The organism is Streptomyces sp. NPDC019890, from assembly GCF_044903445.1.
In the GTDB taxonomy this organism is placed as follows: Bacteria; Actinomycetota; Actinomycetes; order Streptomycetales; family Streptomycetaceae; genus Streptomyces.
The window spans coordinates 61,932-84,673 of the sequence record NZ_JBJDQK010000010.1; the positions used below are offsets into that span (position 1 = coordinate 61,932).

Here is a 22,742-nt window from a genome sequence, read left to right on the forward strand (position 1 = left end):
CCATGATCCGGAGGCTCGGCAGCCGTCTTGTACGGATCGGCCTCCGGCCCCTATCCTGAGTTTGTGCCGCTACTAAACAAACCACGGACGGCCGCACCGGGGAGACCTGACGGAAACACCGCCGCACTCCCCCTGTCCCGCCTCCGTACCGCCCTGACCGTGTTCTTCGCCCTCGACGGCTTTCTGTTCGCCGGCTGGGTGGTCCGCATCCCCGCGATCAAGCAACAGACCGGCGCTTCGGCGAGCGACCTGGGACTCGCCCTGCTCGGGGTCTCGGCGGGCGCCGTGGTGACGATGACGCTGACCGGCCGGCTGTGCCGCCGCTTCGGCAGCCATCCGGTGACAGTCGTCAGCGGCGTACTGATGTCGCTGAGCATCGCGCTTCCGCCGCTCACGCATTCGGCGCTCGCCCTCAGCCTCGTCCTGCTGGTCTTCGGGGCCGCGTACGGCGGGATCAACGTCGCGATGAACAGCGCGGCGGTGGATCTGGTCACGACGCTGCGGCGGCCCGTGATGCCCAGCTTCCACGCTGCGTTCAGCCTCGGCGGAATGGTCGGCGCGGGCCTCGGCGGGCTGGTCGCGGGCGGCCTCTCCCCCACCGCGCATCTGCTTGCACTCACCGCCGTCGGCCTGCTCGTCAGCGCCGTCGCGGGACGTGTTCTGCTGCGCCACCCGGCGCCGGTCGCCCGGCGGACGGCCAAGGATCGGGCGCCGCACCGGCTGAAGGGCCGTACACACAGGACCGTCGTCCTCTTCGGCGTGATCGCGCTCTGCACCGCATACGGAGAGGGCGCGATGGCCGACTGGGGCGCACTCCACCTGGAACAGGACCTGCACGCGCACCCGGGCATCGCCGCGGCCGGGTACTCCCTCTTCGCGCTGGCCATGACGGTCGGCCGGCTCTCCGGAACGGCGCTGCTCGAGCGGCTCGGCCAGACCCGTACGCTCGCCGCGGGCGGCACCACGGCGGCGGCCGGGATGCTGCTCGGCGCACTCGCCCCCACCGCCTGGCTGGCACTGCTCGGCTTCGCCGTCACGGGGCTCGGCCTCTCGAACATCTTCCCGGTGGCGGTGGCCAGGGCGGGCGCGCTCGCCGGACCCGGCGGGGTCGCCGCCGCGTCGACGCTCGGCTACGGCGGGATGCTGCTCGGGCCGCCCGCGATCGGATTCCTCGCCGACGCCTTCTCGCTGCCGGTGGCGCTGACGACCGTGGCCGCTCTCGCGGGCGGAGCGGCAGTCATCGGGTACGCGGCCCGGAACGCCTCGCCACCGCTGGATTCGCCACCGCAGGAGTCATCACCGCAGGGGTCGTCACCGCTGGAATCGTGCCCGCACTCCGCACACCTCCAGGAAGTGTGAGCGCAGTGGCACAATCTCTCGCATGGAGACCCCCGACTCCCGCATGGATACCGCCGAGCTGATCAAGTCACTCGTCCGGGAGGGCCAGTTGCTGGCCACCGCCGCCGTCGAAGCGGGTCCCGACGCGGCAGTGCCGACCTGCCCGGGCTGGCAGGTGCGGGACCTGCTGCGGCACGTCGGGATGGTCCACCGGTGGGCGACCGCCTTCATCACCGAGGGCCATACCGAATACCACGCCGCCGACGAACGGTCCGAGCTCGACGGTGACGAGCTGGTGGAGTGGTTCAGGGAGGGGCACGGTCTGCTGGTGGCGGCGCTGAGCGAGGCGCCCGCGGATGTGGAGTGCTGGACCTTCCTGCCCGCGCCGTCGCCGCTCGCGTTCTGGGCCCGGCGGCAGGCGCACGAGACCGCGATCCACCGCACGGACGCGGAGTCGGCGCTGGGCGGCAAGCCCAGTCCGATCGCCGCGGAGCTCGCGGCCGACGGCATCGCCGAGCTGCTGACCGGCTTCCACGCCCGCTCCCGGAGCCGGGTGCGCTCCGAGGCGCCGCGCTCACTGCGCGTGCGGCCGATCGACACCGATGACGTGTGGACCGTGTGGGTGTCGACGGACGCGCCCCGCACGGAGCCCAGCGAAGAGGGTCCCGCGGACTGCGAGTTGAGCGGCAGGGCCGAGCAGCTGTATCTGACGCTCTGGAACCGGCTGCCCTTGACCGCTGTGTCCGTCACGGGCGACGCGGAGCTCGCGAAGCTGTGGCGCGAGCTTTCCGCCATCACCTGGTCGTAGGGCCCTTCAGGCGTCTTACGCCGACGGGTCCGGCAGCATCCGGGAGAGCACGGCACGCTGCAGCGGCTGCACCTCGGCATGGCGGGCCCGGCCCGCGTCGGTGAGCGCGACCCGCACACCCCGCCGGTCCTCACTGCACATCCCCCGGGTGACAAGACCGTCCTTCTCCAGGCGGGCGACCAGCCGCGACAGCGCGCTCTGGCTCAGATGGACGCGGGACGCCAGTTCCTGCACCCGCAGCGAACAGTCGCCGCTGCCCGCGTGCTCTTCGGCGAGCACATCGAGGACCTCGAAGTCGCTGGCGCCCAGCCCGTGCTGATGCAGCTCGCGGTCGAGCTCGCAGATCGTACGGGCATGCAGCGCGAGGACGTCCCGCCACTCCTCCTCGAGCGCTCGCTCGGACTTCTTCGCCGCCATGGCCGCACGTTAGCAGAAAAGTCGGACTTGTTGCATCGGAATTAAATGCACTTGCATTCAATGCATGTGCATGTACTGTCCTCCCCATGACCACTCCGCTCAATGCCCCCGTGACGCAGGAGCGCTGGAGCCCACGGCTGTGGGGCACCCTGCTCGTGCTCTGCGCCGCTATGTTCCTCGACGCCCTCGACGTCTCCATGGTCGGCGTCGCCCTGCCCTCGATCGGCTCCGATCTCGGCCTGTCCACCTCGACCCTGCAGTGGATCGTCAGCGGCTACATCCTCGGATACGGCGGCCTGCTGCTGCTCGGCGGACGCGCCGCCGACCTGCTCGGCCGGCGCCGCGTGTTCCTGATAGCGCTCGCCGTCTTCGCGCTCGCCTCGCTGCTCGGCGGCCTCGTCGACTCCGGGCCCCTGCTGATCGCCAGCCGTTTCGTCAAGGGGCTCAGCGCGGCGTTCACCGCGCCCGCGGGGCTCTCCATCATCACCACGACCTTCAAGGAAGGCCCCCAGCGCAACCGCGCCCTGTCCATCTACACCACCTGCGCCGCCACCGGCTTCTCCATGGGCCTGGTGCTGTCCGGGCTGCTCACCGAGGTGAGCTGGCGGCTGACGATGCTGCTGCCCGCACCCATCGCCCTGATGGCACTGGCGGCCGGCCTCAAGCTGATTCCGCGGAGCAGCCGTGAGGACTCCGGCAAGGGGTACGACCTGCCGGGCGCCGTCATCGGCACGGCCTCGATGCTGCTGCTCGTCTTCACCGTCGTACAGGCTCCCGAGGCGGGCTGGGCCTCCGTGCGCACCCTGCTCTCGTTCCTGGCCGTCGCCGTGCTGCTCACCGTCTTCATCACCATCGAACGACGCAGCTCGTACCCGCTGATCCGGCTGGGCGTGCTGCGCTCGGGCAGCCAGATACGGGCGAACCTCGGCGCGGCCTTCTTCTTCGGCTCGTACGTCGGTTTCCAGTTCCTCGTCACGCAGTACATGCAGTCCCTGCTCGGCTGGTCCGCGCTGCAGACCGCACTTGCCTTCCTTCCGGCGGGCACGCTGGTGGCGCTCTCCTCGACGAAGATCGGCCCGGTCGTGGACCGGTTCGGCACGCCCCGCATCATCGCCGTCGGCTTCAGCCTGCTGGTGATCGCGTATGCGCTCTTCCTGCAGATCGACCTCACGCCGAGCTACGCCGCCGTGATCCTGCCGTCGATGCTGCTGCTCGGCGCGGCCTGCGCGCTGGTCTTCCCCTCGCTCAACATCCAGGCCACCAATGGGGTGGAGGACCATGAGCAGGGCATGGTCTCCGGCCTGCTGAACACCTCGATCCAGGTCGGCGGGGCGATCTTCCTGGCCGTCGTCACCGCGGTGATCACAGCGGGCGGGGGCACGGGCCGCTCCTCGCAGGAGGTGCTGGACAGTTTCCGCCCCGGCCTGGTGGTGGTGACGGCGATCGCGGCGGCCGGACTGCTGATCACGCTGACAGGTCTTCGTACCCGGCGCTCCCAGGAGAGCGTCCTGGTGGCGAAGTCCGTTCCGGAGACGGAGCCGGAGCGGGTGACGGTCGGGGACTGACCGGAACCGTGCTCAAGGGGGCGGCGGCCGACGGGAGTTCTTGTCCGTCGGCCGCCGCCCTGTGACACTGCGGACAGGCCCGGTCAGCCGATCAAGCCCGGTCAGCCCAGCCAGCCGGGCCGCACCAACCCCGACTCGTAGGCCAGCACGACCAGTTGGGCCCTGTCGCGGGCGCCCAGCTTCACCATCGTGCGGCTCACATGGGTCTTCGCGGTGAGCGGGCTGACCACAAGCCGGCGGGCGATCTCCTCGTTGGACAGGCCGATGCCGACCAGGGCCATCACCTCGCGCTCGCGTTCGGTGAGCTCGGCAAGGCCCTGGGCATCGCCGGGAGCCTTGGAGCGTGCGGCGAACTCCGCGATCAGGCGGCGCGTCACGCCCGGGGAGAGCAGCGCGTCCCCGTGCACCACCGCCCGTACCGCACGCAGCAGCTCCTCCGGCTCGGTGTCCTTCACCAGGAAGCCCGAGGCGCCGGAGCGGATCGCCTCGAAGACGTACTCGTCGAGCTCGAAGGTGGTCAGCATGACCACCTTCACTCCGTTCAGCCGCTCGTCCTCGGTGATCCGGCGGGTCGCGGCGAGGCCGTCCAGCAGCGGCATCCGGATGTCCATCAGCACGACGTCGGGGCGCAGTTCGGCCACCAGCCGCACCGCCTCCTCGCCGTCGGCCGCCTCGCCCACCACCTCGATGTCCGGCTGGGCGTCGAGCAGCGCCCTGAACCCGGCCCTGACCAACAACTGATCATCGGCGAGCAGTACCCGGATCACATCGTCTCCTTCGGCTGCACAGGGAGGTCGGCCAGGACCCGGAAACCACCGTCCGGGCGCGGACCCGCCTCGATCGTGCCACCCAGCGCGGCCGCCCGCTCCCGCATTCCGACGAGGCCGTTGCCGCTGCCGCCGGCGTCCGAGCCGGTGGCCGGGCCCACGTCGTCGATCCGCAGCACGACCCGGCCCGGGGCGTAGGCGATCCGCACCCGCGCGGTGCGCGACCCCGAGTGCCGTACGACATTGGTCAGGGCCTCCTGGACGATCCGGAAGGCGGCCAGGTCGGTGCCGGGCGGCAGCGCCGCACGCTCCCCCTCCGTCTCGACCTCCACACTCAGACCCGCGCTCGCGGCCTGTTCGACGAGCTCGGGGAGCCGGTCGAGGCCTGGGGCCGGCGCGCGGGGGGCCTCGCCGGGCGCCCGCAGCGTGTCGAGGACCTGGCGGACCTCGCCCAGGGCCTCCTTGCTCGCCGCCTTGATGGTGGTCAGCGCGGTGCGGGCCTGTTCGGGGTTGGTGTCCAGCAGCGCGAGGCCCACGCCCGCCTGGACGTTGATGACCGAGATGGAGTGCGCGAGGACGTCGTGCAGCTCGCGGGCGATCCGCAGCCGCTCCTCGTCGGCGCGGCGCTTCTCGGCGGCGGCCCGCTCCACGCGCTCCCTGGCCCACACCTCGCGGCGTACGCGTACGAGCTCCGAGGCCGCGAGGATCGCCACCACCCAGGCGGCGATCACGAGTTCCTGCCCCCAGGGCGCGGCGTCGTCGCCGCGCGGTGGCAGATAGCGGTAGAGCCAGTGGGCCACCAGCAGATGGCCCACCCAGAGCCCGCCGACCGCCCACCAGGCCGCCCGCCGGTGACCGGAGGTGATCGCGGCGAAGGCGCCCACCGCGACGACGAAGAAGAGGGGGCCGTAGGGGTAGCCCCCGGCGAAGTAGACGAGCACGGTGGCGCAGACGCCGAAGACACAGACGACCGGCCAGCGGTTGCGCAGCAGGAGGAAGGCCGGGCCCACGACCATCAGCAGCCGCGCAAGGGCGTCGATCGGCTCACGGTCCGGCTGGTTCCTCGCCGAGAAGGCCGTGCCTACCAGCACAAACACGGTCAGGGCGACGGTGGAGAGCCAGGGCACCCCGGTGGCTTTCCGCCGTGCCTCCCAGTGCCGCAGCCGCGGTGGCCCGCCCCGTGCCCAGGGGGGACCACCGCAGTTGCCGGCGCGCTGCTCTTCCATAGCCGCCACGCTAGACCGGGGCCGGGCGCGCGGGCGTCAGCCGGGCGGGGCGATCAGACGTACTCCCCCCGCAGTACGGGGCAGCGGGTGCGGCCTCGGGATTCCGCGTCGGCTCAGGATTCCGCGCCGCTGCCGCGCTGGGTGCCGGCCGCGGGACGGCGGCGCAGACCGACCTCGTGCGCGAGGCGGCCCGCGGCATGCGCGAAGAAGGCGTCCCGGTCCTCGACGATCCGGTTGAACTGGCCGAACAGCTCGAAGGAGATCAGCCCGAACAGCTGCGACCAGGCACCCACCAGGGCTACGACCACGGCGGGCGGCAGATCGGGCGCGATCTCGGAGGTGAGCCGGTGCGCTTCGGCGCGCAGCTCGTCGGCGAGTGGCGGCAGCGCGATGCCGCTCGCGCGGTGGGCGTCGCGGGCTATGGAGATGAGGACGAGGCCGACGCGGGATGCGGGACCGACGGTGTCCATGGGGGCGGTGTAGCCGGGGACCGGGGAGCCGTAGATGAGTGCGTACTCGTGGGGGTGGGCAAGGGCCCAGGCACGGACGGCGGAGCAGGTCGCGGTCCAGCGGGCAGGGTGGTCGTCGGGGTCGGGGTCGGGGGCGTTCGCGAGCGCGGTCTCGGCTGCGGCGCCGACCGCGTCGTAGGCGTCGACGATGAGGGCGGTCAGCAGGTCGTCACGGCTGGGGAAGTAGCGGTAGAGGGCGGAGGAGACCATGCCGAGCTGGCGGGCGACGGCGCGCAGGGAGAGCTTGGCCGCGCCCTCGGCCGCGAGCTGTTTGCGAGCCTCGTCCTTGATGGCTGCGGTGACTTCGATACGGGCCCGTTCCCTGGCCCCACGGATCGTGGTCATGGGGTGCAGTCTTGCATGTTTCGGAGCACTGCCCAACAACGAGATCAGTGCTCTTGCTTTGGATCACCGATCCGGTGCACACTGCTCACAACCGAGAGCACTGCTCTCGCAACGAAGTCGATAAGCTCGGTCGTAGGGAGACCACCATGTCGCAGGTGCACTACATCAAGCCCGGCCGCTTCGACAGCATCATGAACGGCGCCATCGGCTGGCTCGCCCGGCGCGGCATCAGCCTCATGGGCACCGCGGAGCTGTCCGTACGCGGGCGCACGAGCGGAGAATGGCGGCGCATCCCGGTCAACCCGCTGCCCTACGAGGGCGGCCCGTACCTGATCTCCGCCCGCGGCCACTCCCAGTGGGTCCGCAATCTACGGGCGGCGGGCGGCGGGCAGCTCCAAGTCGGGCGCAAAACCCAGCAGTTCACCGCCGTGGAGCTGCCCGACGAGGAGAAGCCCACGCTGCTGCGCACGTACCTGGAGCGCTGGGGCTGGGAAGTCGGACGGTTCTTCGGCGACGTCAACGCCAAGTCCACGGACGAGGAACTGCTCGCGGCGGCGCACAAGCACCCGGTCTTCCGGATCACCGTGACGAAGTGATCCGCGCGGAGTGCGGGCGGGCGGTACGCGCCATGGCGCTCGCCCCTCGGCGCACGCCGCGCCGAACCGGCCGCACGGCCCCGCCGGGTCACACGCATCACCCCGCCGCCCCACGCATTGCCGCGGCCCCGCGCCCCGCGACGCCCCGCAGGCGCCGCGGTCCACCGGCCGCGGTCCGCCAGCCCGCGAGGCCAGCGCCGACGGCGGCCCGTCGGACCGGACGGTCAACGGCTCGGCCCGGCCCCGTCCCCGCCGGCCCGCGACGCCCCGCAAGCCCCGCGGCCGTACGGCTAGCCGCGGCGGTCCAGTGACTCCAGTGCGCGCCGCGCCACCCCATGCGTGCGGACAATGCCCGCCAGCGACGTAGCGCCGCGCGTGATGTCCGCGAACGCCTTCCACGTCGGCCGGAAGCCGGTGATCGCCGCATGGAACAGACCCGGACGGCGCTCGAAGACGGCGAGCATCCGCCGCCCGACCCCCATCTCCACACCCAGCCCGGCCTTGATCGCGAAGGCGTAGTTCAGCGCCTGACGGCGGGCGTCCACCGCGTCATGGGCCTCCGAGATCCGGACCGCCCACTCCCCCGCGAGCCGCCCCGACCGCAGCGCGAAGGAGATCCCCTCCCGGGTCCACGGTTCAAGGAGACCGGCCGCGTCCCCGCACACCAGCACCCGCCCCCGCGACAGCGGCGAATCGTCGCTGCGGCAACGGGTCAGATGCCCTGACGAGATGGCCGGCTCAAACCCGGCAAGCCCCAGCCGCGCGATGAAGTCCTCCAGATAGCGCTTGGTCGCGCCGCCCTCGCCACGAGCCGAGATCACGCCGACCGTCAGCGTCCGCCCCTTGGGGAACACCCAGCCATAACTGCCCGGCATCGGCCCCCAGTCGATGAGCACCCGCCCCGCCCAGTCCTCGGCCACCGTCTCCGGCACCGGAATCTCCGCTTCCAGGCCGAGGTCCACCTGGTCGAGCTTCACCCCTACATGCGCGCCTATCCGGCTGGCGCTGCCGTCCGCGCCGACGACCGCCCGGGCAAGCACGGTCTCCCCGTTCGCCAGCACCACGGCGACCGTACGCCGGTCGGGCACGGCGGGTCCGTGCTGCTCGACCCGGGAGACGGTCACGCCGGTACGCAGCACGGCACCGGCCTTCTGCGCCTGCTCCACGAGGCCCGCGTCGAACTCGGGGCGGTTGATGAGCCCGAAGAGCATCCGCTTCGAGCGGCGCGTACGCGCCAGCCTGCCGTTCAGCGAGAAGGTGACCGCATGCACCCGGTCCAGCAGCGGCAGCTCGAAGCCGGGCGGAAGACTGTCGCGCGACGGGCCGATGATGCCACCGCCGCAGGTTTTGTAGCGCGGTAGTTCGGCCTTCTCGAGGAGCAGCACCTGACGGCCCGCGACCGCGGCCGCATAGGCCGCCGAAGCCCCGGCGGGCCCGGCGCCGACCACGACGACATCCCACACCGGCTCGCCCTGCGCGCCCACGGCGTCTGCGTTCTCGCTGCTCACGATCTGCTTATGCTCCCGATCCGTTGCGTGACCCATGCCTCGACGGCATCCTACGGCGCGGTCGCTTCCGGCCCGTGGGAGGATCAACCACACCTTCGTAGTACACACATCGCACAACGTCGCACCCACAAGGAGCGTGCCCATGACCGCGAATCCGATCGCCGGGACCATTGCCTCACTGATGCCCCGCGCCAAGGCGGAGCTGACGGAGCTGGTGGCCTTCCAGTCGGTGGCGGACGAGGCCGTGGCGCCGAAGAGCGAGTGCGAGGCCGCCGCGAACTGGGTGGCCGACGCCCTGCGCACCGAGGGATTCCAGGACGTCGCGCTCCTCGACACCCCCGACGGCTCGCAGTCGGTTTACGGTCTGCTGCCCGGCCCTGAGGGCGCGCCGACCGTACTGCTCTACGCGCACTACGACGTGCAGCCGAAGCTGGACGAGTCCGCGTGGGTGACCCCGCCGTTCGAGCTGACGGAGCGGAACGGCCGCTGGTACGGCCGCGGCGCCGCCGACTGCAAGGGCGGCTTCATCATGCATCTGCTCGCGCTGCGCGCCCTGAAGGCGAACGGCGGCATCCCGGTCTCCGTGAAGGTGATCGTCGAGGGCTCGGAGGAGCAGGGCACGGGCGGCCTGGAGCAGTACGCCGAGGCGCACCCCGAGCTGCTGACGGCGGACGCCATCGTGATCGGCGACACCGGGAACTTCCGGGTCGGCCTGCCGACTGTGACGGCGACGCTGCGCGGCATGACGATGATCCGCGTCCGGATCGACACCCTCGAGGGCAATCTGCACTCGGGCCAGTTCGGCGGCGCTGCACCCGACGCGCTGGCCGCGCTCATCCGCGTACTGGACTCGCTGCGTGCCGAGGACGGCTCGACGGTGATCGACGGCCTTCCGGCCCAGGCGGAGTGGGACGGACTGCAGTACCCCGAGGACGAGTTCCGCAACGACGCCAAGGTACTCGCCGGTGTCGGCCTGACCGGCAACGGCACGGTCGCCGACCGCATCTGGGCGCGTCCGGCGGTCACCGTGATCGGTATCGACTGCCACCCGGTGGCGGGCGCGACTCCCTCCATCCCGGCGAGCGCCCGGGCGCAGATCAGCCTGCGGGTGCCGCCGGGACAGGATGCTGCCGAGGCGACCAAGCTGCTGTTCGCGCACATCGAGAAGCACACGCCGTGGAACGCCCGGGTCACGCTGGAGCAGGTGGGCCAGGGCCAGCCCTTCCAGGCGGACGTCACGAGCCCCGCGTACACCTCGATGGCCGAGGCGATGCGCATCGCGTACCCCGGCGAGGAGATGCAGGCCTCCGGCATGGGCGGCTCGATCCCGCTGTGCAACACGCTGGCCGCGCTCTACCCCGATGCGGAGATCCTGTTGATCGGCCTGAGCGAGCCGGAGGCACAGATCCACGCGGTGAACGAGTCCGTCTCGCCCGAGGAGCTGGAGCGGCTGTCGGTCGCCGAGGCTCTGTTCCTGGTCAACTACGCCGAATCCAAGAAGGATTGAGCGCTCAGCGACGCTGGACTTCGGCGACGGGGCCGTGGTGATCCACGCCCGCGGCCACACCGACGGGTCCATCGGCATCCATCTGCCCCGCCACGGCGTGCTGTTCACCGGCGACTGCATCGCCGCGGTGGGGCAGGTGATGCTGGGCATCTTCACTGTGGACCGTGCGCAGGCACAGGCATCAATGCGCTGCCTTGCCCCGCTCGGTCCTTCCACAGTCTGCTTCGGCCACGGTCTGCTTCGGCCACGGCGATCCCCTCACCGAGGACGCCGCGGCCGTACTGCTCGCCTCAGCCGACGGGGACCCCGGCCTCCAGGTTGAGCACCGTTCCGCGCTCGCGGGCCCGCAGCGCCCAGCGCAGCCGCTCGTAGCGGGCCGGCGGCAGCAGCTCGGCCGCCTCCTGCTCGCCGACGAACCGCCAGCCGCGCAGTTCCGAGCCCGGCAGCAGCACCCGCCCGGCCCTGCCGCTGTCGAGCGTGCCGCCGTCGAAGAGCAGCCGGAGCCCGCCGAATCCCGGCGGGCGTGGCGCCTCCCAGTCGATCACCAACAGCCTGGGCACCTCGGCCAGTTCTATGCCGAGTTCTTCGGCGACCTCACGCATTCCGGCCCGGGCGGGCGGCTCGCCCTTCTCGACGACACCGCCGGGGAACTCCCAGCCCGGCTTGTAGGTGGGGTCGACGAGCAGCACCCGGTCCTGCTCGTCGAAGAGAAGCACTCCGGCGGCCAGCGTCTCGGCGGTCGGCTCGGGCGTCTGGACGATCTCGCAGACCGCGGCTTCCCCGTTCCGTATCGCCCTGGCTATCCGTTGCGCCGTCTCAAGAGGATCGATCCTGCTGGTGTCGACGACATGCGCGTCGGCGCCGATCCAGTCGAGGGCGGCGAGGTACGGCTCGATGTGCTCGCACGCCCACTGCCGCACCCGCTGGTCGGCGTCCGGGATGCCGGGCTCCTCGCGGGCCGCGATCCGCGCGCGCAGGATCGTTTCGTCCGGTCGCAGCAGCACATGCCGTACGGGGATCCGGCGGGAGGCGAGCCCGCCGAAGATCTCGTCGCGGTACTCCTGCCGCAGCAGGGTCATCGGCACCACCAGTACACCGCCGAGCTCGGCGAGCAGCGCCGCCGCGGTGTCCACCACCAGCCGTCGCCAGATCGGCAGATCCTGGTAGTCGGTGACCTCGGCGAGGCGCTTCTGCGGCAGCAGCCGGCGCAAATGGCCGCCGATCAATTCGGGGTCGTACAGCGTGCTGTTCGGGATCAGATCGATCAGTTCGCGCGCGGTACTCGTCTTGCCCGCTCCGAACGCACCGTTGATCCAGACGATCACGGTTCCCCCTCTTCCGTAGCCCACAGTGGATTGCCCGCAACACCCTGCCACGGAAACCCGTGACGGCAACCGGCCCGGTTGATCGGGGGCGCAGTCGCGGACACAACTGTGTCCTCGCCGTTGCCGGTTCACCACCACCGTGCGGCGCCCTGGTGCGTCTCACCCAGCGAGTCGACGGCTTCGCCCGGCCGTGACAACCGGGCGCGGAGCGTCGTTGGAGTTGGCGAGACCAGGGAAATGACAAGGGGGTGCGGGATGCGCCGTACGGTGTTGGAGCAGTTTCCCGCCGGGGGTCCGCGCGGGAGCTGGCCGGCCGAGGAGTTCGCCAGGGCCCGGCAGGACGAGGGCCTGGCCGCGGAGGTCGTGATGGACCTGGACACGGATGCGTTTCTGGTGATCGTGCACCAGCAGACCGCGGACGTCTAAGGTCCCTGTCCGGTCGATCAGCGCGAGGCCGGCAGGATCGGCCGGACAGGGCCTGGGCACGGCGCGGCCCCCGTCCCGGTCGGGGGCGGGGGCTCTGCCACGGCTGTCAGCCCTTGGTCGAGCCCAGGGTGAGACCGGCGATGAAGTGCCGCTGCAGCAGCAGGAAGACCAGCAGCGTGGGCAGCGCGACGATCACCGAACCCGCGGCGAGCAGGTTGTAGTCGGTGAAGAACTGACCCCGGAGGTTGTTCAGCGCCGAGGTGATCGGGAGCTTGTCGCCGTCGGAGATGAAGACGAGCGCCCAGAGGAAGTCGTTGTACATCCAGGTGAACTGGAGCGTGCCGAGGGCAGCGAGGGCCGGGCGGCACAGCGGCAGCGTGATCCGCCAGTACTGCGTCCACACACTCGCGCCGTCCACGATCGCCGCCTCGAGAATCTCCTGGGGCAGCGTGCGCATGAAGTTGGCGAGGACGAAGACGCAGAAGCCGATCTGGAAACCGACCTGGACGGAGATGACGGCCCAGTACGAGTCGAACATCGTCATCGAGTCGGACATCCAGTACGGCAGCGGGATGCGGTTGAACAGAACGTACAGCGGAGTGACGATCACCTGCTGGGGCAGCAGATTGCCCGCCGTGAACAGCATCAGCAGCACGATCGAGCCGCGCATCCTCAGCCGGGCGACCGCGAAGGCCACGAACGAGGCGAAGAAGAGCGCGAGCAGCACTCCGGGCACCGCGATGATGAGGGTGTTGACGAAGTACTTCGTCATCCCCGAGTCGCTGAAGGCCTGTTGGTAGTAGTCGAAGGAGAGCTTCTTCGGCAGCGAGAAGTACCCGTGCTCGGATGTTTCGTCGTACGGCCTGAGTGAGGCGTACACCGCTAGCAGCAGCGGTGCCAGGAACGCCAGTGAGACGGTCATCAGGAAGGCGTGCACGCCGAGTCGGCCGGGGCGCAGACGGCGCTTGCCGGGCGCTGCGGCCAGGGCGGCTGTGGCGGCGGTCGCCGGGGCGGTGTCGAGCGTCATCGGTTCTTCTCCCCACGGATCTCCTGGACCAGATACGTCACGACGAATCCCATGGAGACGAGCAGCAGCACCACGGCTATCGCGGAGCCGAATCCGATCCGGCTGGCCTCGCCGATGATGTTGTCGGTGACGAGGACGGAGAGCAGCTCCAGGCCATTTCTGCCCTTGTTGACGGCATAGACGATGTCGAAGGCGCGCAGCGCCTCGATGACCGTGATGACGCCGACAATGACATTGACGGGCCGCAGGGTCGGGAAGACGACGCGGAAGAAGGTCTGCCGCTCGCCGGCCCCGTCGATGGCCGCGGCCTCCTTCAGCGAGGGGTCCACGGCCTTCAGGCCGGCCAGGTAGAGGATCATCACATAGCCGGTGTGCCGCCAGGCGGCGGCCAGCAGGATCATCCAGAGGTTCAGATCGGGATCGCCGAGCCAGTCGGTGGGATTGCCGGTGTTCCCGAGGATCGCGTTGAGCGCGCCCTGGTCGCGGGAGAAGACCAGCTGGGCGATGAAGCCGACGACGGCGAGCGAGAGCACCACCGGCATGTACAGCGTGGACTGGTAGAAGCGGCTGAACCGTACGCCTCTGTCGATGAGCACGGCGAGCAGCAGTCCGAACGGTGTTGCGACCAGGCCGAGGAAGGCCAGCCAGAGCAGATTGTGGCGGGCGGCCGGCCAGAACTGCGGATAGCCGGTGAAGAGGGTCTCGTAGTTCTTCGTGCCGACCCAGGAGATGTCTCCGATGCCGTCCCAGCTCGTGAAGGAGAGCACGACGGAGGCGAGAGTCGGTCCCCACACGATGAACACGTCGAGCAGGATCGGTATGCCCAGCAGCACGCCGAGGACCGCGAGGTCGCGGCGGGTGAACCGCCGCGGCCCTCGTCGTGCGGCACGCCGCGAGGTACTCACTCTCGTTCGCCCCAGGGTTTCCGCTCGCCGGCCCCGGGCGGCCTGCGGTTCCTGGCTGGTGGTCCCCCCAGGCCGGGAGGGCCGGGGGCGAGGATCAGGGGGCTGTCCCCCGGGGGTTTGCAGCAGCGGCACGGGCGGTGGCTCCAAGTCGACGTCGGCCGTGGTCGGTTCAGTCTTCGGCGGCGAAGATGGTCTTCTTCTGCCTCTCGATGCTGTTGACCAACCCGTCCACGTCCTTCGGCTTGTTGATGAAGGTCTGGATGGCCGGAATCATCACGGTCGACGAGAAGTCGGGCCGGGTGTCGCGGTCCAGGAACTGCGAGATCTGCTTGGCGCCGGAGACAAGTTCGACGGCCTTCTTCTGCAGCGGGGAGTACTTCGAGATGTCGGCCTCGTCGCTCACGGCGATGTTGTTGGGGTCACTGGCGAGGTAGATGTCCTCCGCCTTGCCGGTGGCCAGCCACTTCAGCAGGTCCTTGGCGCTCTCCATGTTCTTCTGGTTCTTGAGGTTCTTGGACTTCTTGGCGAGCAGGAAGCCGTCGATGGGCGCCTCGACGGCGTCCTGGCCGTGCTCCGGGTTGATGACCGGGAACGGGAAGAAGTCGATGTCGGCCTGCTCGGCCTTGGGGAACTGGGCGCCGGGGTGCGGGAGTCCGAAGACGGCCATGCCCGCCTGCTTCTTCTGCAGGCTGGTGGCCGCCTCCTGCCAGGTGCGGCCGTTGGCTCCGGGCTGGCAGTACGGGAGCAGGCTGCGCCAGGTGTCGAAGACGTCCTTGACGCGCTTGTCGGTCCAGGCCTCCTTGCCCGCCATCAGGTTCTTGTGGAACTCGTATCCGTTGGTGCGCATGTTGATGTAGTCGAATGTGCCCATCGCGGGCCAGCCGTCCTTGTCGCAGAACGCGATCGGGACGAGCTTGTCCTTCTGCATCTGCTTGGCGAGGGCTATGTACTCGTCAAGAGTCTTGGGCGCCGTGTAGCCGTGCTGCTCGAAGACGCTCTTCCGGTGGAAAACGGCCCACGGGTAGTAGTAGTACGGCGTGAGGTACTGCTTGCCGTCCTCGCCGGTCGACTGGGCCTTCAGCGCCGCCGAGAAGCCCTGGTAGCCCGCCCAGTTGTCGCTGATGTCGTGCAGCAGCCCCTTCTTGGCGAAGAACTGCATGCGGTAGCCCGCGAACCACATGAAGACATCGTCCGGCTTGCCCTGCAGATAGCGGTTGATGTTTTCCTGGAAGGTGTTGTGGTCAACGGTGTTGACCTTGATCTTCCGTCCGTCCTTCGCCTGTTCCTCGTATGCGGAGAAGGCGTCGGCGAAGGCCTTCTTCGGCACCGGGTCGGACGAGTTGGACCCCAGGTGGATGGTCTTGCCGTCCCCGCCGGGTCCACTGCCGCATGCGGCGAGCAGCGAGGGCAGCGCGATCGCACCTGCGCCCGCCGCCGCACCGCGCAACAGATTCCGTCGGGACATCCGATGTCCTGCCACGCTCCCGGGCGCCACAGAACCGTTGAACGATGACTGCGCCATGTCCCCTCCTCCGGGGTGCAACCCAACACAACTCAACGCGAGGATTGGATCTCACTCCCCAAAAGTGGCGTCGTCAAGGGTTTTGGCGAGAAATCGAACAACCGTTACCCCATCGCTTCCAACAGACTCCAACACGCCCTACCGGAAACGCTCGCGCCCGACACGTGCATCACGCCACCCCAAATCTGCGCGAGTAGGGAGGAACGGTACGATGCGTCACCTTCCCACCCGCACCACCCGCTCAGAGTCGTCGGAGCGCTGGCCGCCATGCTGCTCGGTACGGCGGACCTCGGCGCTCCGGCCGTCGCCCTGGACGCCCCGGCCGAACCCGCACCGGCCGGCGTGCAGGCCGCCTCGACGGGCGTACTGACCAACGCCACACCCGCGCAGCCGATTTCGGCGGACGTGAGTGGTGCGAAGGTGGTTCGCCTCGTGGTCACCGACGGCGGGGACGGCATCGACTCCGACCACGCCGACTGGGCCGACCTCAGGATCAGCTGCTCACGTGCCCTTCTGAGTCGGCCTCAGGACCGGCCGCTGACCACCGCTGCCGCCTCGCCCTGTCTGCCGAGCGAGGCGGCAGCCGCCGCACCCACCAGACCCGCGTCCGTGCCCGTCAGGGCCGGTGCGACGGTCAGCCGCTGCACGAAGGAGAGCGTGGCGTAGTCCCGCAGGGAGCGGCGCAGCGGCGCGAACAGCACCTCGCCCGCGCCCGCGACTCCCCCGCCGATCACCGCGATCTCGATCTCCACCAGGGTCGCGGTGGCGGCGATCCCCGCGGCGAGCGCCTGTGCCGCCCGCTCGAAGGAAGCGACCGCGACCGGGTTCCCGGCCTCGGCGGCGGCGGCCACCGCGGCTGCCGAGGTGTCGCCGTCCGGGCCGGGCCGCCAGCCGCCTTCCAGCGCCCGGCGGGCGATGTTGGGGCCGCTGGCGATGCGCTCGACACAGCCGCGGCCCCCGCAGGGGCACAGGTCCCCGTCCAGGTCGACGCTGATGTGGCCGATGTGCCCGGCGTTGCCTGTCGGCCCCGGGTGGAGCTTGCCGCCGAGGACCAGACCGCCGCCGACACCCGTCGAGACCACCATGCACAGGGCGTTGTCATAGCCTCGGGCCGCGCCCTGCCAGTGCTCGGCCGCCGTCATCGCGACGCCGTCGCCGACCAGCTCGACGGGCAGCCCGTCGGCCGCCCGGCGCACCCGCGACACCAGCGGAAAGCCGCGCCAGCCCGGGACGTTGACCGGGCTGACCGTACCGGCGGAGGCGTCGACCGGACCGGCGCTGCCGATGCCGACGGCGCCGGCGCGCGCCCAGAGCGGGGAGACGGCCAGCTCGGCAAGAACCGACTCCACGGCGCGCATCACCGTCTCGCCGTCCTCCTGGGCAGGTGTCGGACACTGCGCCCGCACAAGAATTCTGCCGCTGCGGTCCACCAACGCGCCGGCGATCTTGGTGCCGCCGATGTCGAGCGCGGCGACGAGGTCGGTATGCATTGGTGTGGGATCCCCCATGGGAGCTGTCGGGACCTGCGGCTTCGGTAACAGTCTCCATTCCCCTGACAACGTTGTCCAGGGCCTATGCTCGACGCCACACCCTTGCACACTCCGACGACGACAGGACAGCGCACTGTGGCCGAGACCGACCATCACCTGGCATCGCACGGGCGCCCCCGAGGTCCCGAGCCCCGCTACGGCAATCGGCCCACCATGAAAGACGTCGCAGCGCGGGCCGGAGTCGGCCTCAAAACGGTTTCCCGAGTGGTCAACGGTGAGCCCGGTGTCACCCTTGACACCGAGCGCCGGGTGCAGGAGGCCATCGAGGCCCTGGGCTTTCGCCGCAACGACAGTGCGCGCGTGCTGCGCAAGGGCCGCACCGCCTCCATCGGCCTGGTCCTCGAAGATCTCGCCGACCCCTTCTACGGTCCGCTGAGCCGCGCCGTCGAGGAGGTCGCCCGCGCCCACGGCGCGCTGCTGATCAACGGTTCCAGCGCCGAGGACCCCGACCGCGAGCAGGAGCTGGTGCTCGCGCTGTGCGCCCGCCGGGTCGACGGGCTGATCGTGATCCCGGCGGGTCACGACCACCGCTATCTGGAGCCGGAGATCAAGGCGGGCATCGCGACGGTGTTCGTGGACCGCCCGCCCGGGCAGATCGACGCCGATGTGGTGCTGTCCGACAGCTTCGGCGGCGCGCGGGCGGGCGTGGCCCATCTGATCGCGCACGGCCACCGTCGTATCGGCTTCATCGGCGACCAGCCGCGGATCCACACCGCCGTCGAGCGACTGCGCGGCTATCGCGCCGCGATGGAGGACGCCGGGCTCGATGTGGACGAGTCGTGGGTGTCGCTGGGCTCGACCGTGCCGGAGCGGGTGCGGGCCGCCGTCAGCGAGATGGTGACCGGGCCGGAGCCGGTCACCGCGGTGTTCGCGGGCAACAACCGAGTGACGGTGACGGCCGTACGGGTCCTGGCGGAGCACGAGCGCCCGGTCGCCCTGGTCGGGTTCGACGACATCGAACTCGCCGATCTGCTGGGCATCACGGTCATAGCCCAGGACGCCGCGACCCTCGGGCGCACCGCCGCGGACCGGCTGTTCCGCCGCCTTGACGGCGCGGACGACGAGCCGGCGCAGGTGGCGCTGGAGACGGTGCTGATCCCGCGCGGCTCGGGCGAGATCCCGCCGCCTGCGGACCGCTAGCCTCAGCAGACCGGCAGACCCGGCACCGGCTGGTCGTTGTCGCCGCCATCGCCCAGCTGCTCGATCACCCGGCAACGGCCGGCGAGCCGCTCGTTCTCCCCCGATGCCACCGCTGCCCCGATCCTTGTTGCGACTGTGGTCGCGTACAGACCAAAGGGGCAGCAGTGACACGGCCGCCAACTGTTGCTCGGCTGTGGCTACTTGGCCGTCGCGGTGAGGTCCCCGCGACGCGGCGCGGCGAAGCCGTCCAGATCGGCGCGGCTGAGCCCGGTGAGGCGGGCCACCTCGGCGGTGTCGAGAGCGCCGCAGTCGATGCCGCGCAGCAGATAGCCGCTGAGTGCCTTGGCGGTGGCGGGCTCGTCCATGACGTCCCCGCCCGCGTGGTTGGCGTACGCGGCGAGGCGCGCGGCGGCCTGCTCGAAGCCCTCGCGGTAGAAGGCGAACACGGCGGCGTAGCGGGTCGGCAGATGGCCCGGGTGCATGTCCCAGCCCTGGTAGTAGGCGCGGGCCAGGGCGCGACGGGTGAGGCCGTAGTGCAGCCGCCAGGCGTCGTGGACCTTCTCCGTCGTACCGACCGGGAGGACGTTGGTGGAGCCGTCGGACACGCGTACGCCGGTGCCCGCGGCCGCGACCTGCATGATCGCCTTGGCGTGGTCGGCGGCCGGGTGGTCGCTGGCCTGGTAGGCGGCGGAGACCCCGAGGCAGGCGCTGTAGTCGAAGGTGCCGTAGTGCAGTCCGGTGGCCCGGCCCTCGGCGGCATCGATCATCCGGGCCACCGTGGCGGTGCCGTCGGCGGCGAGGATGGACTGGCTGGTCTCGATCTGGATCTCGAAGCCGATCCGGCCGGGCGCCAGACCGCGGGCCTTCTCGAACTCCTCGACGAGCCGGACCATCGCGGTGACCTGCTCGGCGTACGTCACCTTCGGCAGCGTCAGGACCAGTCCTTCGGGCAGTCCGCCGCCCTCCATCAGGCCGGTGAGAAAGATGTCGAGCGTGCGGATGCCCCGGTCGCGTACCGCGGCCTCCATGCACTTCATGCGGATACCCATGTACGGAGCGGCCGTGCCGTGGGCGTACGCGTCGGTGATCAGCCGGGCGGCGCGGGCCGCGTGCGCGTCCTCGTCGGCGTCGGTGCGGCCGCCGTAGCCGTCCTCGAAGTCGACGCGCAGGTCCTCGACGGGCTCGCGCTCCAGCTTGGCCCGTACGCGGTCGTACACCGGGGCCGCGAGTTCGTCGGAGAGGCCGAGCACTGCGGCGAGGGACGCGGCGTCGGGGGCGTGCTCGTCCAGCGCGGCCAGCGCCCGGTCGCCCCAGGAGCGGATCGTGTCGGCGGCGAAGACGTCGCCCGGTACATAGACGGTGTGGACGGGCTGGCGGGTGCCGGGGTCGCCCGGGTAACGGCGGGCGAGCTCCGCGTCCACCGGCGCGAGGGAGGCGCTGATGCCCTCGCTGACCGCGCCGGCGAGGCTCGTTGCCGCCTTCTCCTGCTGACCCATCCTGCATCCTCCACACTCTCAAGCTTTCCGCTGCACGGAATCAAGAATCCGTATGGCGAAGTTAATGTGCGGCCGCGACCTGCGTCAATGATCCCTCGAAACCGGGCCCCAACCTCGGGTGCGGGCTGCGGTTGGGCCGTTCACCGCAGCGGTTCCTGCACCACGCCGGCGATGACCGCGGTCACGACCTTGCGGACAGCGCCACCGTGCGGCGGGGCGCCTTTCCGGTCGGCGAAGAGCATGTGACCGGCCCCGATCAGCGTGGGAGCGAGGGTGTCGACATCGGCATCCGCCGCAATGCGGCCCAGTTCGCGCTCGGCGGTGAGGTACGAGGCGATCATGGCCGTAGCTTCCGTCAGTACCGGGATACCGGTCGGCGTGGCCTGGCGGAGCCGGGCGCGCAGGTCGTCCCGGGAGGTGACGAGGCCGACGATCGCCACAGCGACCGACCCGAACAGGCCCGTCAGGGCACCGGTGAGGTTGTCGGCGACGGTGCCGGTCCCGGCGGAGTTGCGCAGGGCGGCGGCTTGGCCGTCGATCCGGGCGATGCGGTCCCGCACGAGCTCGGCGAGGAAGGCGTCGAAGTCGGCGAAGTGCCGGTGCAGGACGCCCTTGGCGCAGCCTGCCTCCATGGTGACCGCCCGGCTGGTCAGCGCGCTCGGCCCGTCCCGGAGCAGGACACGCTCGGCCGCGTCGAACAGCTGCTCGCGCGCGTCGCGGATGGCCACCCCTGTCGGCATCGTGCGCCTCCTCCCACCTCTCGCCCACCCCGTTCCGATTGACGAGTGGGCACATGCCCATTCATAGTGGGCGCATGCCCACTATACCGCCGGAGCGAGCGCCTCTTTCCGCACACGAGCCTCATCAACATCGCGTGGTAGCGGAGTCGTTCGGTTCGGACGCCGAACGCTACGACCGGGCTCGGCCCAGCTACCCCCAAGCCCTGGTGGACCGGATCGTCGCCGCCGGCCCCGGCCCCGGCGTTCTCGAAGTTCTCGACGTCGGCTGCGGTACCGGCATCGCGTCCCGGATGTTCGAAGCGGCCGGCTGCAGGGTGCTGGGGGTCGACTCCGACGCGCGGATGGCCGACCTGGCGCGACGGCGCGGACTCGAGGTCGAGGTGTCGGCGTTCGAAGCCTGGGACCCGGCCGGCAGGGAGTTCGATGCGGTCGTCTCCGGGCAGACCTGGCACTGGGTGGACCCGGTTGCGGGAGCGGCCAGGGCGGGGAAGGCGCTGCGGCCCGGCGGCCGGCTGGCCGTGTTCTGGAACGCGGGCCAACCTCCGCCCGAACTGGCGGAATCCTTCGCCGAGGTCTATCGCCGGGTGATGCCCGACTCGCTCGCTGCTCGCCAATGGACGATGCCGGCCGTGGACGGGTACTCGGTGCTGTGCACCAGGGCAGCCGACGGGATACGGGAGGTGGGCGCGTTCGGCGCCCCGGAGCAGTGGCGATTCGACTGGGAGCGGTCCTACACCCGGGACGAGTGGCTGGACCAGCTGCCCACTACCGGCGGCCACGCCCAGCTCCCGCCGGCCATGCGGGACGAGGTACTGGCGGGCATAGGCGCCGCCGTCGACGCGGTGGGAGGCAGCTTCACGATGCGCTACGCCACGGTGGTGGTCACTGCGGCGCGAACCGATGAACCCGCACGGGCCGGCGGACCCCCTAGGCACCAAGGCGCGGAAACGGCCCGGGGCCGCGCGGTGGAGATCACCGCACGGCCCCGGCCGACAAGACTTCCGCAGGATCAGCCCTTGCGGGACTTCACCTCTTCGGTCAGCTGCGGGACGACCTGGAACAGGTCGCCGACCACGCCGTAGTCGACCAGGTCGAAGATCGGGGCCTCGGCGTCCTTGTTGATGGCCACGATCGTCTTCGAGGTCTGCATGCCGGCCCGGTGCTGGATCGCGCCGGAGATGCCGGACGCGACGTACAGCTGCGGGGAGACCGACTTGCCGGTCTGGCCGACCTGGTTGGAGTGCGGGTACCAGCCGGCGTCCACCGCGGCACGCGAGGCACCGACAGCGGCGCCCAGCGAGTCGGCCAGCGCCTCGATGATGTGGAAGTTCTCGGCGCCGTTGACGCCACGGCCGCCGGACACCACGATCGCGGCCTCGGTCAGCTCGGGGCGGCCGGTGGACTCGCGCGGGGTGCGCGAGACGACCTTGGTGCCGGTGGCCTTCTCGGAGAAGGTGACGGCGAGCGCCTCGACGGCGCCCGCGGCCGGAGCGGCCTCCACGGCGGCCGAGTTCGGCTTGACCGTGATGACCGGAGTGCCCTTGGAGACACGGGACTTGGTGGTGAAGGAGGCGGCGAACGCGGACTGCGTCGCCACCGGGCCCTCGTCGCCGGCCTCGAGGTCGACGGCGTCGGTGATGATGCCGGAGCCGATACGGACCGCGAGGCGGGCCGCGATCTCCTTGCCCTCGGCGGAGGACGGGACGAGCACGGCGGCCGGCGAGACGGCCTCGTAGGCGGCCTGCAGCGCGTCCACCTTCGGTACGACGAGGTAGTCGGCGAACTCCGGGGCGTCGGAGGTCAGGACCTTGACCGCGCCGTGCTCGGCGAGCGCGGGGGCGGTGGCCTCGGCACCGGAGCCGAGGGCGACGGCGACCGGCTCACCGATGCGGCGGGCCAGGGTCAGCAGCTCCAGGGTGGGCTTGCGGACGGCGCCGTCCACGTGGTCGACGTAGACGAGAACTTCAGCCATGGGATTGCTCTCCTGCGAATGCGAAGTATCTGGGGGCGGTTGGGGATATGGCC

The 22,742-nt window shown here is 70.7% G+C and carries 20 protein-coding genes and 3 pseudogenes; 10 read left to right on the top strand and 13 right to left on the bottom strand.

From position 1 onward, the window contains the following. The first annotated feature begins 63 nt into the window (after positions 1-63). Together ACI2LP_RS25365 and ACI2LP_RS25370 are read left to right on the top strand one after the other, a co-directional pair. The gene (locus ACI2LP_RS25365) at positions 64-1,359 is read left to right on the top strand and encodes an MFS transporter (protein ID WP_404726799.1); all 1,296 of its coding nucleotides are present in this window, start codon (positions 64-66) and stop codon (positions 1,357-1,359) included. 43 nt (positions 1,360-1,402) lie between these two features. Next, positions 1,403-2,146, top strand: coding sequence for a maleylpyruvate isomerase family mycothiol-dependent enzyme (locus ACI2LP_RS25370; RefSeq protein WP_404727012.1), 744 nt, complete (start codon positions 1,403-1,405; stop codon positions 2,144-2,146). A 15-nt stretch (positions 2,147-2,161) separates the two neighbouring features. On the opposite strand, the gene ACI2LP_RS25375 is transcribed toward ACI2LP_RS25370, so the two are convergent. Beyond that, positions 2,162-2,563 (bottom strand): MarR family winged helix-turn-helix transcriptional regulator, encoded by a 402-nt coding sequence (locus ACI2LP_RS25375; RefSeq protein WP_404726800.1) that lies wholly within the window; start codon positions 2,561-2,563, stop codon positions 2,162-2,164. Between the two features lie 86 nt (positions 2,564-2,649). On the opposite strand from ACI2LP_RS25375, the gene ACI2LP_RS25380 reads away from it, so the two are divergent. Further along, the gene (locus ACI2LP_RS25380) at positions 2,650-4,128 is read left to right on the top strand and encodes an MFS transporter (protein WP_404726801.1); all 1,479 of its coding nucleotides are present in this window, start codon (positions 2,650-2,652) and stop codon (positions 4,126-4,128) included. A gap of 101 nt (positions 4,129-4,229) precedes the next feature. Here ACI2LP_RS25380 and ACI2LP_RS25385 read toward each other — a convergent pair whose 3' ends face one another. The 3 genes from ACI2LP_RS25385 to ACI2LP_RS25395 all read right to left on the bottom strand — a co-directional run bounded on the left by ACI2LP_RS25385 (position 4,230) and on the right by ACI2LP_RS25395 (position 6,975). Then, positions 4,230-4,895 carry a response regulator gene (locus ACI2LP_RS25385; protein WP_404726802.1) on the bottom strand — a complete coding sequence of 222 codons (666 nt, stop codon included), beginning with the start codon at positions 4,893-4,895 and terminating at the stop codon, positions 4,230-4,232. Next, positions 4,892-6,121 carry a histidine kinase gene (locus ACI2LP_RS25390; RefSeq protein WP_404726803.1) on the bottom strand — a complete coding sequence of 410 codons (1,230 nt, stop codon included), beginning with the start codon at positions 6,119-6,121 and terminating at the stop codon, positions 4,892-4,894. The genes ACI2LP_RS25385 and ACI2LP_RS25390 overlap by 4 nt, the downstream gene beginning before the upstream one ends. 113 nt (positions 6,122-6,234) lie before the next feature. Next, complete coding sequence (locus tag ACI2LP_RS25395) at positions 6,235-6,975, bottom strand: TetR/AcrR family transcriptional regulator (protein WP_404726804.1); 741 nt, start codon at positions 6,973-6,975, stop codon at positions 6,235-6,237. A gap of 146 nt (positions 6,976-7,121) precedes the next feature. On the opposite strand from ACI2LP_RS25395, the gene ACI2LP_RS25400 reads away from it, so the two are divergent. Next, positions 7,122-7,571 carry a nitroreductase family deazaflavin-dependent oxidoreductase gene (locus ACI2LP_RS25400; RefSeq protein ID WP_404726805.1) on the top strand — a complete coding sequence of 150 codons (450 nt, stop codon included), beginning with the start codon at positions 7,122-7,124 and terminating at the stop codon, positions 7,569-7,571. 290 nt (positions 7,572-7,861) lie between these two features. On the opposite strand, the gene ACI2LP_RS25405 is transcribed toward ACI2LP_RS25400, so the two are convergent. Beyond that, positions 7,862-9,115, bottom strand: a complete 1,254-nt coding sequence (locus ACI2LP_RS25405) for a geranylgeranyl reductase family protein (protein ID WP_404726806.1) — start codon at positions 9,113-9,115, stop codon at positions 7,862-7,864. 106 nt (positions 9,116-9,221) lie between these two features. Between ACI2LP_RS25405 and ACI2LP_RS25410 the strand changes: the two genes are divergently transcribed. Both ACI2LP_RS25410 and ACI2LP_RS25415 read left to right on the top strand, forming a co-directional pair. Continuing rightward, positions 9,222-10,586 (top strand): dipeptidase, encoded by a 1,365-nt coding sequence (locus tag ACI2LP_RS25410; protein ID WP_404726807.1) that lies wholly within the window; start codon positions 9,222-9,224, stop codon positions 10,584-10,586. Positions 10,587-10,593: 7 nt separating this feature from the next. Beyond that, a pseudogene (locus ACI2LP_RS25415) lies at positions 10,594-10,897 on the top strand (MBL fold metallo-hydrolase); the annotation flags it as partial. On the opposite strand, the gene ACI2LP_RS25420 reads toward ACI2LP_RS25415, so the two are convergent. Beyond that, complete coding sequence (locus ACI2LP_RS25420) at positions 10,877-11,911, bottom strand: NUDIX domain-containing protein (RefSeq protein WP_404726808.1); 1,035 nt, start codon at positions 11,909-11,911, stop codon at positions 10,877-10,879. The pseudogene ACI2LP_RS25415 and the gene ACI2LP_RS25420 sit on opposite strands and share 21 nt — an antisense overlap. A 255-nt stretch (positions 11,912-12,166) precedes the next feature. Here ACI2LP_RS25420 and ACI2LP_RS25425 point away from each other — a divergent pair, with 255 nt between their 5' ends. Further along, on the top strand, positions 12,167-12,337 hold the full coding sequence (locus ACI2LP_RS25425; RefSeq protein WP_404726809.1) for a hypothetical protein: 171 nt from the start codon (positions 12,167-12,169) through the stop codon (positions 12,335-12,337). A gap of 106 nt (positions 12,338-12,443) precedes the next feature. Here ACI2LP_RS25425 and ACI2LP_RS25430 read toward each other — a convergent pair whose 3' ends face one another. The 3 genes from ACI2LP_RS25430 to ACI2LP_RS25440 all read right to left on the bottom strand — a co-directional run bounded on the left by ACI2LP_RS25430 (position 12,444) and on the right by ACI2LP_RS25440 (position 15,734). Continuing rightward, positions 12,444-13,364 carry a carbohydrate ABC transporter permease gene (locus ACI2LP_RS25430; RefSeq protein ID WP_404726810.1) on the bottom strand — a complete coding sequence of 307 codons (921 nt, stop codon included), beginning with the start codon at positions 13,362-13,364 and terminating at the stop codon, positions 12,444-12,446. Continuing rightward, complete coding sequence (locus ACI2LP_RS25435) at positions 13,361-14,269, bottom strand: carbohydrate ABC transporter permease (RefSeq protein ID WP_404726811.1); 909 nt, start codon at positions 14,267-14,269, stop codon at positions 13,361-13,363. Before ACI2LP_RS25435 ends, ACI2LP_RS25430 begins: the two co-directional genes overlap by 4 nt. Positions 14,270-14,438: 169 nt before the next feature. After that, positions 14,439-15,734: an ABC transporter substrate-binding protein gene (locus ACI2LP_RS25440; protein WP_404726812.1), complete on the bottom strand. Its 1,296-nt coding sequence runs from the start codon at positions 15,732-15,734 to the stop codon at positions 14,439-14,441. A gap of 396 nt (positions 15,735-16,130) precedes the next feature. On the opposite strand from ACI2LP_RS25440, the pseudogene ACI2LP_RS25445 reads away from it, so the two are divergent. Beyond that, a pseudogene (locus tag ACI2LP_RS25445) lies at positions 16,131-16,292 on the top strand (NPCBM/NEW2 domain-containing protein); the annotation flags it as partial. Between the two features lie 23 nt (positions 16,293-16,315). Here ACI2LP_RS25445 and ACI2LP_RS25450 read toward each other — a convergent pair. Further along, entirely contained in the window at positions 16,316-17,281 is a 966-nt protein-coding gene (locus ACI2LP_RS25450) for an ROK family protein (protein WP_404726813.1), read from the bottom strand. Positions 17,282-17,494: 213 nt separating this feature from the next. Between ACI2LP_RS25450 and ACI2LP_RS25455 the strand changes: the two genes are divergently transcribed. Next, entirely contained in the window at positions 17,495-18,481 is a 987-nt protein-coding gene (locus ACI2LP_RS25455; RefSeq protein WP_404726814.1) for a LacI family DNA-binding transcriptional regulator, read from the top strand. A gap of 197 nt (positions 18,482-18,678) precedes the next feature. Here ACI2LP_RS25455 and ACI2LP_RS25460 read toward each other — a convergent pair whose 3' ends face one another. Both ACI2LP_RS25460 and ACI2LP_RS25465 read right to left on the bottom strand, forming a co-directional pair. After that, positions 18,679-19,977: a DUF6986 family protein gene (locus tag ACI2LP_RS25460; RefSeq protein WP_404726815.1), complete on the bottom strand. Its 1,299-nt coding sequence runs from the start codon at positions 19,975-19,977 to the stop codon at positions 18,679-18,681. A 140-nt stretch (positions 19,978-20,117) separates the two neighbouring features. After that, positions 20,118-20,717 (bottom strand): TetR/AcrR family transcriptional regulator, encoded by a 600-nt coding sequence (locus ACI2LP_RS25465; RefSeq protein ID WP_404726816.1) that lies wholly within the window; start codon positions 20,715-20,717, stop codon positions 20,118-20,120. A 74-nt stretch (positions 20,718-20,791) separates the two neighbouring features. On the opposite strand from ACI2LP_RS25465, the pseudogene ACI2LP_RS25470 reads away from it, so the two are divergent. Continuing rightward, a pseudogene (locus tag ACI2LP_RS25470) lies at positions 20,792-21,616 on the top strand (class I SAM-dependent methyltransferase); the annotation flags it as partial. A 110-nt stretch (positions 21,617-21,726) separates the two neighbouring features. Here ACI2LP_RS25470 and ACI2LP_RS25475 read toward each other — a convergent pair. Then, positions 21,727-22,689, bottom strand: a complete 963-nt coding sequence (locus tag ACI2LP_RS25475; protein ID WP_404726817.1) for an electron transfer flavoprotein subunit alpha/FixB family protein — start codon at positions 22,687-22,689, stop codon at positions 21,727-21,729. Between the last annotated feature and the right edge of the window lie 53 nt (positions 22,690-22,742).